Source organism: Bacillus gobiensis, assembly GCF_001278705.1.
Taxonomy (GTDB): domain Bacteria; phylum Bacillota; class Bacilli; order Bacillales; family Bacillaceae; genus Bacillus; species Bacillus gobiensis.
Genome location: NZ_CP012600.1, coordinates 1,231,809 through 1,245,326, shown reverse-complemented (window position 1 = coordinate 1,245,326; position 13,518 = coordinate 1,231,809). Strand labels below are relative to the sequence as shown.

At 37.1% G+C, this 13,518-nt stretch carries 10 protein-coding genes and 2 pseudogenes; 10 read left to right on the top strand and 2 right to left on the bottom strand.

Annotated features, from left to right (window positions below):
* Window position 1 precedes the first annotated feature (1 nt).
* From AM592_RS06000 to ppsA, 9 genes are all read left to right on the top strand, one after another.
* Window positions 2-523 (top strand): GrpB family protein, encoded by a 522-nt coding sequence (locus AM592_RS06000; protein ID WP_053602946.1) that lies wholly within the window; start codon window positions 2-4, stop codon window positions 521-523.
* Window positions 524-604: 81 nt separating this feature from the next.
* A complete protein-coding gene (locus tag AM592_RS05995) occupies window positions 605-1,054 on the top strand; it encodes a MarR family winged helix-turn-helix transcriptional regulator (RefSeq protein ID WP_053602945.1) in 450 nt (149 codons plus the stop codon).
* Window positions 1,055-1,112: 58 nt separating this feature from the next.
* Window positions 1,113-2,177 (top strand): NAD(P)-binding domain-containing protein, encoded by a 1,065-nt coding sequence (locus tag AM592_RS05990; RefSeq protein WP_053602944.1) that lies wholly within the window; start codon window positions 1,113-1,115, stop codon window positions 2,175-2,177.
* Window positions 2,178-2,230: 53 nt separating this feature from the next.
* The gene (locus AM592_RS05985) at window positions 2,231-3,535 is read left to right on the top strand and encodes an NAD(P)-binding domain-containing protein (RefSeq protein WP_053602943.1); all 1,305 of its coding nucleotides are present in this window, start codon (window positions 2,231-2,233) and stop codon (window positions 3,533-3,535) included.
* A gap of 325 nt (window positions 3,536-3,860) precedes the next feature.
* Complete coding sequence (locus AM592_RS05975; RefSeq protein WP_082363781.1) at window positions 3,861-5,120, top strand: MFS transporter; 1,260 nt, start codon at window positions 3,861-3,863, stop codon at window positions 5,118-5,120.
* Window positions 5,121-5,302: 182 nt separating this feature from the next.
* Window positions 5,303-5,647: an ArsR/SmtB family transcription factor gene (locus AM592_RS05970; RefSeq protein ID WP_053602941.1), complete on the top strand. Its 345-nt coding sequence runs from the start codon at window positions 5,303-5,305 to the stop codon at window positions 5,645-5,647.
* 16 nt (window positions 5,648-5,663) lie between these two features.
* Window positions 5,664-6,962: an arsenical efflux pump membrane protein ArsB gene (locus AM592_RS05965; RefSeq protein ID WP_053602940.1), complete on the top strand. Its 1,299-nt coding sequence runs from the start codon at window positions 5,664-5,666 to the stop codon at window positions 6,960-6,962.
* 69 nt (window positions 6,963-7,031) lie between these two features.
* Window positions 7,032-8,672 carry an FAD-dependent oxidoreductase gene (locus tag AM592_RS05960; RefSeq protein ID WP_053602939.1) on the top strand — a complete coding sequence of 547 codons (1,641 nt, stop codon included), beginning with the start codon at window positions 7,032-7,034 and terminating at the stop codon, window positions 8,670-8,672.
* Between the two features lie 819 nt (window positions 8,673-9,491).
* Window positions 9,492-12,092 (top strand): phosphoenolpyruvate synthase, encoded by a 2,601-nt coding sequence (gene ppsA, locus AM592_RS05955; RefSeq protein ID WP_053602938.1) that lies wholly within the window; start codon window positions 9,492-9,494, stop codon window positions 12,090-12,092.
* Between the two features lie 26 nt (window positions 12,093-12,118).
* Here ppsA and AM592_RS25315 read toward each other — a convergent pair.
* Together AM592_RS25315 and AM592_RS05945 are read right to left on the bottom strand one after the other, a co-directional pair.
* Window positions 12,119-12,219 (bottom strand): annotated as a pseudogene (locus AM592_RS25315) (Tn3 family transposase); the annotation flags it as partial.
* Between the two features lie 724 nt (window positions 12,220-12,943).
* On the bottom strand, window positions 12,944-13,186 hold the full coding sequence (locus AM592_RS05945) for an SDR family oxidoreductase (RefSeq protein ID WP_053602936.1): 243 nt from the start codon (window positions 13,184-13,186) through the stop codon (window positions 12,944-12,946).
* Window position 13,187: 1 nt separating this feature from the next.
* Here AM592_RS05945 and AM592_RS24520 point away from each other — a divergent pair.
* Window positions 13,188-13,435 (top strand): annotated as a pseudogene (locus tag AM592_RS24520) (hypothetical protein); the annotation flags it as partial.
* Between the last annotated feature and the right edge of the window lie 83 nt (window positions 13,436-13,518).

Sequence of the window (13,518 nt, the reverse complement as noted above, 5' to 3'; positions counted from 1 at the left end):
AATGAGAAAAGTTGAAGTGAAGCCATATAACGAGAAATGGCTTTCAATGTTTGAAGAAGAAGCCAATACATTGCATAAGATATTCGGACCCGAAATCATTGATATTCACCATATTGGCAGTACATCTGTAAATGGACTAAAGGCAAAGCCTATCATCGACATAATGCCAGTGGTTAGAGATATTAACCAGATCGATAGTTTTAACAAAACAATGGTCGCTATTGGTTATGAGCCAAAAGGAGAAAACGGGATTTTCCAACGTCGATATTTCCAAAAAGGAGGAGATAATCGAACACACCATGTCCACATTTATCAATTAGGCAATTCCGAAATTGATCGTCATCTTGCATTTCGCGATTACTTACGGGCACATCCAGATGCCACAAAAAAGTATGGAGACTTAAAAGAGGATCTATCCCAACGTTTTCCCTACACCATTGAATTATACATTAAAGGAAAAGAACAGCTAGTATTGGAGATCGAACAAAAAGCAGTACCGTGGTATCGAAGTTCTAGAGCGTAGATTAGATAATTTCATTATTGAAAATTTTAATTTGCAAAATGCAAATAATTAATATAAACTTACTGATGAGGTGAAAAGTCCATGGAAAACACACGTGAAATTTTTCAAACCATGACTCGACGATTTGGATTTCTCAATAAAAATTGTTGTTCAGTCGGAGGGCTGGATCTTTCATTAATACAAAGCCATATTCTCTATGAAATTGAACATCAACATAAACCTTCAATTCAACAGGTTGCAGAAGCATTAGGTACAGATATCACGACCTTTAGCCGACAAATCCAATCCTTAATCAAAATGAATTTAGTGAAAAAGACACCCGATCCGGATGACCGAAGAGTTCATATTCTCTCATTAACGACAGAAGGAACCTATATTGCTGCATCAATTGACCAACAAATTAATGCTTATTTAAATGAAATTTTCTCTCATATGAATGATTTTGAAAAAGAGACCGTCATTCGCTCTATCAAGCTGTTAAATGAAGCAATGGCAAAATCAAGTCGTTGCTGCACCTCTCCAGTGGGGTAATTCTTTTTTGAGTAATACTTGTATTTTGCAAATAATATTATTAAAAGGTGTGATTCTCGTGAACGAACCTTGGGATACCATTGTAATCGGGGGAGGGCAAGCAGGCCTTGCTTCCGGGTACTATTTACAAAAGCAAGGAATGAAATTTTTGATACTGGAAGCAAATGAGCAGGCTATCGGTTCCTGGCCTCATTATTACGACAGTCTAAAACTTTTTTCGCCAGCACGTTTATCATCGTTGCCAGGTATGAGGATACCTGGTGAAAGATCTCATTATCCATTGAGAAATGAAGTGATTCGTTATTTAAAGGACTATGCCAAAACGTTTCAATTACCTATCCGAACAAACCAACGGGTCGTAAGCGTGGAGAAAAACGATAATAGTTTTACGGTTCGTACGTTAACAGATGACATATATCAAACACGAACGATCATAAATGCGACAGGCTCTTTCCACAATCCATTTATGCCGGAAATGAAGGGAAGTGAAGTATTTCAGGGAGAAATCCTCCATTCTTCAGCGTATCGAAATCCAGATCAGTACAAACTTCAAAGAGTGGTGGTTGTTGGACGTGGTAATTCTGCTGTTCAAATTGCGATAGAGCTTTCCGAAAGCAGCTTTACTTCTTTAGCAGTTCTTCAGCCCGTTCAACTTGTAAATCAAAAAGTATTGGGGATTGATTTGCATTTTTGGTTCAGGGCAATCGGTTTAGACACCTTTCCATTCTGGCGATTTGGTAAAGAGGTTCCCATTCCGAGCTCCGTTGCCGATTTAGGTGATTATAAAGCAAGATTAGAAGCTGGAAAACCTGATCAACGAGAAATGTTCACTGCTTTTTACTCTGATGGTATTATCTGGCCGGACGGAACGAAAGAACCAGTAGATACAGTTATCTTTGCAACTGGGTATCGACCCAATTTTCCCTTCTTAAATCCTATCGGGGCGCTAGACGCTGAAGGGAAACCTTTACAGATAGCAGGCATCAGTACATCTGTTCCCGGCATTTACTATGTCGGTTTGGAAGGTCAGCGTTCATTTGCTTCTGCTACATTAAGGGGGGTGGGGCCAGACGCTCAATTTGTTGTGAGAAAGCTTCTGATTTATCTAAAGAAAATTTATTAAGTGAAATAATTCGAATTTTCTTATAAAAACATATTACAAAGGGAGAGATTTTCATGTCTGCAAATTTACCTACTGTCATAATTGGTGCTGGACCAGTAGGCCTGGCAGCAGCAGCTCATTTAAATAAGTATGGTCAAAGTTATTTAATTCTTGAGAAAGGTTCTAAAGCAGGTAGTAACATCCTTGAATGGGGGCACGTTCAATTGTTTTCCCCTTGGGAATTTAATATCGATCAAGCTGCAAAAGAATTGTTACTTCAAACAGAGTGGAAAGAGCCAGAAGCCAGCAAATTACCTAAAGGAATCGAGTTAGTAAATGAATATTTAAAACCCTTAGCAAACCTGCCGCAATTAAAAGAAAATATCATCTATCATGCAGAAGTAACAGCTATCACGAAAAAGAACATGGATAAAATCAAATCAGCTCTTCGTGATGAAGCTCCATTTGTTATCTATGCTAATGTAAATGGAATAACAAAAAAATTCGAGGCAAAAGCAGTTATCGATGCTAGTGGCACTTGGAATCATCCGAATCCACCATTTGCAGATGGTATTTGGAGAAACGAAGAACTTAAGAAAAAGGTTCATACGAACATTCCAAATGTTAAACGTAAAACAGAGCTATTCAAAAACAAACATGTTGCTGTTATCGGCAGTGGGCACTCTGCTTTAAACACGTTAATCGATCTTACAGAATTAATAGAGGAGTATCCAGATACAAAAATATCTTGGATTATACGGAAACAACAAGTACAAGAGGCATTCGGTGGAGAAGAAAATGATGAATTAGCAGCAAGAGGAGCACTAGGTTCCAAAACCCACCAAATTGTAGATAATGGCCTTGTAACAGTATTCACAGGATTTAACGTGGAAGAAATAATCGAACTAGATGGTGTTTTTACAATTGAGAGCAGTAAAGGTGTTTCTGTAAGTGAAATTGATGAAATCATTGTCAACACAGGGGCAAGACCAAATTTCACCTTCTTAAAAGAACTAAGAATTGATGTAGATCCGATAGTAGAGAGTACGACAAAACTTGCTCCACTTATTGATCCAAACCTTCATAGCTGTGGAACAGTCCGTCCTCACGGAGAAAAAGAATTGCGTCAACCGGAACAAAATTTTTACATTACAGGTGTAAAAAGTTATGGGCGAGCTCCAACATTCTTAATGGCCACAGGATACGAACAAGTCCGATCCATTGCTGCCTATATTTCAGGTGATATCGAAGAAGCTACAAAAGTGAACCTGCAGTTACCAGAAACAGGAGTATGCCGTGCTAATCCCACACCAAAACAATTACAAATTATTGGAATAAACGATGGAAGTAGTTGCTGTGGAAGCAACAGCAGTTGCTAAATATTCAAAATAGAGAGGAAGTTGTCCTCTCTATCTTCAGCAGATAATGTTAAAAAATTAGGATGGAAAGAAGGGTGTACATTGATTATTAACAGTGCTGGAGCTTTAAGGAAAGAATATTTTATTTCCTATTTGAAATTAATCATGAATGCAAGACAATGCTCTGTAGATGAAGCTAAGAACGTTACTATGAAGCGTTTATTTCAAAATAATTCTCTAAGTCTAGGGATGTTTAGTTACAGGCAGTTCCTACTAGCATATGAGGAATTAAAAGAAACCATTTAGAACCGGCATAAGTATTTACCTGAGAGAAGGTGGAAGGATCGTGTCAGAAAGGAATAATAACAAGGTTATTTCAATTGTTGCCATCGTTACCGCATTAAGCCTGCTTGGGGATTCGATGTTATATATTATCTTGCCATTATACTGGGAGCACGCAGGACTCGACTCCATATGGCAAGTTGGAATACTGCTCTCCATTAACCGATTTATAAGATTACCAATAAATCCTTTGGTAGGTTGGATCTATAAAAAGATTTCATTAAGAACCGGTCTTACAATCGCCTTAACAATCGGTGCGATTACTACACTAGGTTATGGTTTTTTCAATGGATTTATCGCTTGGGTTATTTTAAGAGGAATATGGGGGATTGCTTGGTCATTTTTTCGAATGGGTGGCCTCACTAGTGTCGCGTACTATGCTGAAAAGGGACATCGGGGAAAAGCTATGGGAACCTATAATGGCTTGTCCCGTTTAGGAAGTTTATTTGGAATGATTTTAGGAGGCATCTTCGTTCCCATTGTTGGATTAGATATTGTTGCAAGCATTTTCGGTGTCTTAACATTGGTCGGCATTCCTATTATTCTTAAAACACTAAAACAAGATTATACTGACCAAAGATTTACCGATTCAGACACGTCAAAGCATTTTACCAAGCCTTCATACATGAAATACAAAGTTATATTAATTAGCATTAGTGGTTTTTTTATTACGCTCTTAATCCAAGGCGTTTTTACATCAACACTTAGCTCAGTAATCGAGAATCATTATGGTATTCATGTTTCCTTTTTTGACCTGGTCTTAAGTGCAGCCTTATTATCTGGAGTAATTCAAGCTGTGCGATGGATATGGGAACCTTTCTTAAGCAGAAGTGTTGGGATGTATTCAGACGGTCCATCAGGAAGAGTACCACTTTATATTCTATCTCTTACATATTCAGGTCTGCTATTTGGATTCATATCTTTTGACTTCCCTTTATTTTTTTGGATTATCGTCATCTTACTCGTGATGGCAGGGGCTACAGCCATCTCTACATTAACAGATGCTATCGCGTTAGATACAGCAAGTAAATCGAACGTAGTTTCTTTTCTCACCATCTATTCAATCATTCAAGATGTCGGAGCAGCTCTAGGTCCGTTTATTAGTTATATGGTCATCGAGTTAAATCACGGATACACCTATCTTTATTGGGGAGGAACAGCTGTTTTAATTCTTATTGCATTCGTTTGGACAGGATTCTATTTTTATGAGAATTCGTACTTAGTAAAGCCTTATCGTGCTAAGAACACTTCAAAATCTGATTGATTGGATTATAACATATTGACTCTGCTGTTATTAAACTCCTTGCTGGGTATTTTCGGATTTTAGCATCTTTGTAAAAAAAGGTGTTCAGATAGTTATGCACTAAATATAATAAATCACTAATATAAGGATTGATTTATATAAAATATTTGTTATATAATTTTGATGCACAGGGGGGAGATATGATGAAAGTACAAGTTAAGCTGGATACAGCAAGTACTGTTAATTGTATGAAAATATTAAGTGATCCAACGCGACTGATTATGATGAAATTGCTTCAACAAAAAAAATACTGTGTCTGTCAGCTTGTGGATATGTTTGAAACAAGTCAGCCAGCTATTAGTCAGCATCTAAGAAAACTTAAAAAGGCTAAGTTGGTGACCGAGGAGCGAAAAGGGCAGTGGCGTTATTATTCTATAAATACTGCAAGTCGAGAGTACGATTTGATTCAATTCATTCTTAATCAAATTGATGATGAAGATGAAGCAGTTCAATTGGTTAAACAGAAAGAGACACAGGTTTCATGTTGATGAGGAGGAAAGGTTTTTGATTTCAGTAATTTTAGCATCTGTCATTTTTTTAATCACACTAATTTTAGTTATTTGGCAGCCGAGAAATCTCTCAATCGGTTGGTCTGCTTGCGGAGGGGCAATTATTGCCTTATTAGTAGGAGTAGTTAACTTCCAGGATGTACTTGCTGTTACAGGTACTGTTTGGAATGCTACTTTAGCCTTTATTGCCATTATCATAATTTCTCTCATTCTTGATGAGATAGGTTTCTTTGAATGGGCAGCATTACATATGGCTACTGCTGCTAGAGGAAATGGTTTGCGAATGTTTATATATGTATCATTATTAGGTGCTGTTGTCGCAGCGTTCTTTGCAAATGACGGTGCTGCACTTATATTAACTCCAATTGTTCTTGCTATGGTACGGGCACTCAATTTTGAAGAAAAACTAGTCTTTCCGTTCATCATTGCGAGTGGATTCCTTGCTGATACAACCTCCTTACCGTTAGTTGTAAGTAACTTGGTAAATATCGTATCAGCTGATTATTTTGATATTGGATTTATTGAATATGCGACGCGCATGATTATACCCAATTTATTCTCTTTAATTGCCAGTATTATTGTCCTTTTTCTGTTCTTTAGAAAAAGTATTCCTAGAAAGTACTCATTAAGTGACGTGAAAAAGCCTTCAGAAGCGATTAAGGATTTAAAAATGTTCCGTCTATCTTGGATCGTGCTTGCTATTTTATTAATTGGTTATTTAACAAGCGAATTCATACATGTTCCAGTTTCATTAGTTGCTAGTGTAATTGCTATCGTATTTCTTATTGCAGCTAAGAGAAGTCCGGTTGTTCCAACACAGCAAGTGATTAAAGGAGCACCTTGGGCGATCGTATTCTTCTCTATTGGCATGTACGTTGTTGTATACGGCTTGCGAAATGTTGGTTTAACTGACTTTCTCTCTAGCGCTATTCAGGCAGTTGCCGATCAAGGATTGTTTGCTGGCACTATAGGCATGGGATTCATTGCTGCTATTCTTTCTTCCGTTATGAATAATATGCCAACCGTTATGATAGATGCCATTGCTATTGCCAATACAGATACCGCTGGTGTGATGAGAGAAGCACTTATTTATGCAAATGTAGTAGGTTCAGATCTTGGACCTAAGATTACTCCGATAGGTTCGTTAGCAACACTATTGTGGCTACATGTACTATCTCAAAAAGGGGTAAAGATTTCTTGGGGAACCTACTTTAAAACCGGGATTATCCTGACGATACCTACTCTGTTTTTTACATTAGTGGGCTTGTATCTATGGTTGCTTTTAATACATTAAACACGAGTGTATGTACAAAAAACAATTACAGCATATCAGACATCACTGCATTTGGAGGGAAAATAATTAATGAAAATAATTATTATTGGGTCGGTAGCTGCCGGTACATCAGTTGCTGCAAAAGCACGAAGAAATGACGAAAACGCTGAAATTACTGTTTACAATGCAGACTATGATATATCCTATTCGATCTGTGGTATTCCTTATTTCTTAGGTGGAGGAGTAGATGAACTAAAAGCTTTAACTCCAAGGAACGCTCCCTGGTTTAAAAAACGTTTCAATGTCGATATTTTCACAAGACATGAAGTAACAAAGGTAGACGCAGAACAAAAAAAGGTAACAGTGAAGAATCTCGATACGGATGAAATAAAAGAAGACAGCTATGATACATTGGTTTTTGCAACAGGAGCTACACCTATAACACCTAACATACCTGGTGTTGATAAAGAACATGTTTTCCATGTTCGTACGATTCAAAACACTTTTGCAATTGATCGCTATATGCAAAAAAATGAGCCGAAAAAGGCTACCATCGTTGGTGCTGGGTATATAGGACTTGAAATGGCAGAACAGCTTACTCAAAAAGGGTTAGAAGTAACGATTATTCAACGCAGTAATCAAGTGATGCCTCACTTTGATAAAGATATGGCCTTTCGTGTGGAAGAAGAACTACTCAAACACGGAGTTAATTTACTCTTAAATGAAGAAGCAAGCTATATCTCGGATAACACTGTCGAGACTAAGTCTGGTAAAGTAATTGAATCAGATCTTGTTATTTTAGCTGTTGGCGTACGTCCAAATACGAAATTAGCGAAGGAAATAGGTGCTGAATTAGGTAACACTGGTGCGATAGCAGTAAACACGAAAATGCAAACCAATATACCTGATGTATACGCTGTGGGTGATGTAGCAGAGAGTTTTTCTGTTATTACTGAAAAACCAATTTATCGCCCATTAGGTTCAACTGCTAATAAAATGGGCAGGATCGCTGGCGATGTAATAACTGGTGGTAATCTAGAGCACAGAGGTATATTAGGAACTGGCATTTTACGTGTATTTGATTTTGCCGTCGGCCAAACGGGTCTTAATGAAAAGGAAGCTCGTAAAGAGGGGTATGACATTGAGGTTTTGCACAATCTAAAGCCTGCAAAAGCTGAATATCTTGGCGGGAAAGAACTAGTAATTAAAGCCGTAGCTGATCGTGCTTCTGGCCGCATATTAGGTGTACAAGCTGTTGGGGAAGAGGGTGTAGATAAACGAATTGATGTTTTTGCTACGGCTATCACTTTCAAGGCAAAAGCTGAGGATCTATTCCACTTAGATCTTGCCTATGCACCGCCATTTAGTACTACGAAAGATCCGGTATTATATACGGGAATGGCACTACAAAATGCCATTGAAAAGAAAAATAAGCTAATTACACCTCAAGAGTTAACAGAACAGATTGAAAAAGGGGTAAAGTTCCAAATTATTGATACACGTTCAACAAAGCAATATGAAGTGTCTCATGTAGTTGGCGCAATCAATATCCCACATGCCAACTTGCGATCAGAAGCGAATAATCTTGATCCTGAGATACCAACAGTAACGTATTGTAATAAAGGTGTTACAGGTAATGCAGCTCAGAATGTTTTACGTAATATGGGCTTTAAAAATGTCTATAATCTATCTGGTGGTAACAAAAACTATCAAAAATTCATTAATAATTGAAATTTCAAAAAAGCAAGCTCAAATTTATTGAATTCAGCTTTTTATAGCTTGTGATTGTAAGGAACAAAATATCAAGCAGAGTTCAAAATTAACCATTAAAGTATCTCTGGAAGTGTAATCTAAACTGTGTGATTTGTGACACAAAACTCATGTCCTTTAAGCTTTGTAGATAAAACATATAGTAACTAAAGGAATTTCAAAATACGGAAAAATTATTTGTGTTCGAGAATTGTTTACAAAAACCTCGAAAATCAATGCAAGATCTATCAGTTTTTCGAGGTTTTACTCTTTTCATTAAAAGCAATTATTTCTTTTGTTTTATTATTTATAAGCTTGATTTCTGATTCCGTCAGTTAATTGAAAATAAGCTATGCTCGATGCCTTCAAGTTCACGTAAGACCGCTGTTAGATCATACTGGCGTGGATAGCTGCCGAGCTTACGCAGCATCATAGTAACGAAAAAAAGCCCAATTTCTTAATGATAATGTTAAGAAATTGGGCTTTTTAATATTGGATATTATTTTTTGTAAGTCATTTGTCTTGTAAATTAGGTTTTTTTCTTCATTTAATCATAGCGTTGGACAAGTAAATACATTGATAAAAATAAAAAACTGTGGTAAATTTATATAGATATACACTGTTAATTCATTTTTTCGTATATTATCCCTATTTTAATTATACATCGTAGAATCCATTTCAGTCAACCCTATTTTTATTTTTTTAAAGGAGTGTGAACATGGAACTTCGTGGTTGATCAGATGAACAATTTTTGTCATATGATTCGTCTTGGTACCTGAGCGATAAATGGGAGGGAAAGAAATGAAACCATATGTACTAGAGTTTCAGGAGATCGATAAAACGCAACTTTTGCACGTTGGAGGAAAAGGGAAGAATGTAGGGGAACTATCAAAGATTCATGGAATACAGGTGCCAGAAGGATTTTGTGTTACGACAGAAGCTTATCAAAAAGCCCTCGAACAAAACGAAGCCTTCCACGCATTGTTGGATCAACTAACACTTCTAAAGGTAGAGGATCGAGATCAAATTGGTGAAATCAGCAGGAAGATTCGGAAAATCATTATGGAAGTAGAGATTCCTTCCGATGCTGTGAAAGCTGTTGCTCACTATCTCTCCCAGTTTGGCGATGATCATGCTTATGCAGTGCGTTCCAGTGCAACTGCAGAAGATTTACCACATGCCTCTTTTGCTGGTCAGCAAGACACCTATTTAAATATCATCGGAAAAGAAGCCATTTTACGGCACATCAGCAAATGTTGGGCTTCTCTATTTACAGATCGTGCCGTGATTTACCGTATGCAAAAAGGATTTGATCACAGCCAAGTGTATTTATCCGTTATCGTTCAAAGGATGGTTTTCCCGAAGGCTTCAGGGATTTTATTTACCGCTGATCCAATTACTTCTAACCGAAAGGTGCTATCAATTGATGCCAGTTTTGGACTTGGAGAGGCACTAGTCTCTGGCTTGGTATCTGCAGATTGTTATAAAGTACAGGAAGATAAAATCGTCGATAAGAGGATAGCAACCAAAAAATCGGCTATCTATGGACGAGAAGAAGGCGGAACAGAGACACAACAGATCGATCCGGATCAGCAAAAGACACAAACACTTACTGATCAACAGATTTTACAACTAGCACGCATCGGAAGACAGATCGAAGCTCATTTTGGTTTCCCCCAGGACCTCGAATGGTGTTTAGTTGATGATACATTTTATATTGTCCAGAGTCGTCCAATCACTACTTTATACCCCATACCTGAAGCGAATGATGAAGAAAATCACGTTTACGTATCTGTCGGTCATCAACAAATGATGACTGACCCCATGAAACCATTGGGATTATCTTTTTGGCTGTTAACGACTCCTGCACCCATGCGTAAAGCCGGTGGAAGGTTGTTTGTTGATGTTACACATAATCTGGCTACACCTAATAGCAGAGAAATGTTATTAAATGCCGCGGGACAACACGATCCACTTATAAAAGACGCACTCATGACTATCGTAGAGCGAGAAGGTTTTATAAAATTGTTACAAGATGATACAAAAGCAGCGAGTCACAGTAATAGCAATACAGATATGCCACCACAAATCGAAAACGATCCGACAATCGTTTCTGATTTGATTAAGCGTAGTCAAACATCGATAGAAGAGTTGAAACAAAACATCCAAATGAAATCAGGAGTGGTTTTATTTGAATTTATCCTGGAAGATATCCAGCAATTAAAGAAGATTTTATTTGATCCGCAAAGTTCGAGTGTGATTATGGCTGCTATGGATGCTTCATCATGGATCAATGAAAAAATGAACAAGTGGTTAGGCGAAAAAAACGTAGCAGACACACTTTCTCAATCTGTATCAAACAATATTACTTCGGAAATGGGTCTGGCGCTATTGGATGTCGCAGATGTGATTCGTCCTTATCCAGAAGTAATTGCTTATTTACAACATGTTAGAGATGATAACTTTTTGGATGAACTGGTTACGTTTGATGGTGGACAGGAAACCAAAGGCGCTATTTATGCTTATCTCAATAAATACGGAATGCGATGTGCTGGAGAAATCGATATTACTAAAACTCGTTGGAGTGAAAAACCAATTACACTTGTCCCCATGATTCTTGGTAACATTAAAAACTTTGAGCCTAATGCTAGCCATAGGAGATTTGAGCAAGGGCGGCGTGTTGCTGTGAAAAAAGAACAAGAGTTATTAGATCGATTGAAGCAATTACCAGATGGTGAACAAAAAGCCAAAGAAACAAAACGAATGATTGATCTAATCAGGAATTTCAGTGGGTTTAGGGAATATCCAAAATACGGTATGGTTAATCGCTACTTCCTTTATAAGAAGGCTTTACTGAAAGAAGCCAAACAACTTGTACAAGTGGGCGTTATTCGTGAAAAAGAAGATATATACTACCTCACTTTTGAAGAACTTCGCGAAGTCGTACGCACAAATAAACTGGATTACGAGATTATCAGCAAACGAAAAGATGAGTACAAATTATATGAGAAATTAACTCCACCACGTGTTATCACTTCCGATGGTGAAATCATTGCAGGTAAGTACAAACGAGAAAATCTCCCGACTGAAGCTATTGTAGGTCTACCTGTTTCTTCTGGAGTTATAGAGGGACGCGCACGTGTCATCTTAAACATGGAAGATGCTGATCTAGAAGATGGAGATATATTAGTCACCTCCTTTACCGACCCTAGCTGGACACCATTGTTTGTATCCATAAATGGCCTCGTCACCGAAGTTGGCGGACTAATGACCCATGGAGCGGTTATTGCACGTGAATATGGCTTGCCAGCAGTTGTCGGTGTAGAAAATGCCACCATGCTGATCAAGGATGGAAAAAGGATCAGGGTGAATGGAGCAGAAGGGTATGTAGAAATACTATAATTCATTACATTTAAATCATTAAAGATTTCTGGACGATATAACTTTTGAGAACTGAACTGATATTTCTAAAGCGTGGCATCAGTTTAAAACCATGTAGATAACAAAAAGCAAAAGCAACGACACTTTGTCAAAATGATTTGTTGAAGTCAGCTTTTTATAGCTTGTAATTGTAGGGAACGAAATACCAAGCATAGTTCAAACTTAACCATGAGTTACTCTAGAAGTATAATCTAAACTGTGAAAGTGAGAGAGTGTAGAACTCTTGCTTTCCAGTTTATTTTCTAGTTTACATAATATATATTCTCGGAAGTAAATGATTCATAATAAATTTTATCTCAATATCCAAGTATACTTCAGTAAGTGAGACAAAATAAAAAATACATGAACTGAGTTACTACCATCCATATATATTACCTTTAAAAAAATTGAATTCTGAGCATAATACACGTCATCATTTTTTTCTCTAGCTTTCGAAATTCCCTCATAATATAAAATTGACCTTGCTTCCTCTAATTTCCTTGTTTCAGCAGGTATGTGTTACTAATAAGAAGGATTTTGCCATATGTTTGGTATGATCATATCCTCCTGTTAAATACTTTTCAACCGATTCTCTTGAATATGATTCTGCCTTTTCAATGTCTCTTTTCATATAACAATTCCCTAAATTATATAATGCTGATGCGATTAAGCTCCCCTTCCCTTCTGAATTCGTCAAACGAAAAGCGCTTTCACGATGAGGTAAGGCTTTTTCATGTAAAGATAAATCATCATAATTCCCAGTTTCCAATTTCGCTTCATGAAATCCCCTCCGATAAAGTTCCTATAACTGTGGTTTATGGTACCCTTCTTGTTTAACTAAAGGATAAGGATATTTCAGGTGTGCTAATAGCATATGCTACTGCATCTGCTACATCACTTGATTTTAAACCGATAGTACGTTGGAGGTTCTCCACCCACTCACGGTTTTCAAGGTCATTAATGGTTCTATGAAGTTCTGTATCTACCGTTCCTGGAGAGATAAGCGTGCTGCGAATATTATTTTCGCGTTCTTCTTGGCGCAACCCAATAACAACTTTCCCTCGAATTTTAGACATAATGAACAACAAACATCCTTTCTTTTTGTGTATAGGAAGAATAACCAAAAAACAAGAAGCCATTAAAAAGGCTATCATCGTACTCATGTCTGAAAAAAGTGTTGATAATATTACAATTCAGAATATTTCTGACATGAAAAATGTGAACCGAGGAACCAATTCTCTTCATTACTTAGATAAATATGATTTGTTAGGCAAGGTCATCGGAAGAAAAATATAAACAACATGAGTAATCTTTGTGAGTTGGCTGTTGTTTTACAAAAGTTGTTTATTAACTGCAGAAATTTTCACATGAGTTAATAACTTTTTGTCCCATAATATTAAATCAGACT

What these genes read in the sequence shown, in the direction of transcription:
- AM592_RS06000 (WP_053602946.1), top strand. Translation starts at nt 2, where the DNA reads ATGAGAAAAGTTGAAGTGAAGCCATATAACGAGAAATGGCTTTCAATG.
- AM592_RS05995 (WP_053602945.1), top strand. Translation starts at nt 605, where the DNA reads ATGGAAAACACACGTGAAATTTTTCAAACCATGACTCGACGATTTGGA.
- AM592_RS05985 (WP_053602943.1), top strand. Translation starts at nt 2,231, where the DNA reads ATGTCTGCAAATTTACCTACTGTCATAATTGGTGCTGGACCAGTAGGC.
- AM592_RS05970 (WP_053602941.1), top strand. Translation starts at nt 5,303, where the DNA reads ATGAAAGTACAAGTTAAGCTGGATACAGCAAGTACTGTTAATTGTATG.
- AM592_RS05960 (WP_053602939.1), top strand. Translation starts at nt 7,032, where the DNA reads ATGAAAATAATTATTATTGGGTCGGTAGCTGCCGGTACATCAGTTGCT.
- ppsA (WP_053602938.1), top strand. Translation starts at nt 9,492, where the DNA reads ATGAAACCATATGTACTAGAGTTTCAGGAGATCGATAAAACGCAACTT.
- AM592_RS05945 (WP_053602936.1), bottom strand. Translation starts at nt 13,186, where the DNA reads ATGTCTAAAATTCGAGGGAAAGTTGTTATTGGGTTGCGCCAAGAAGAA.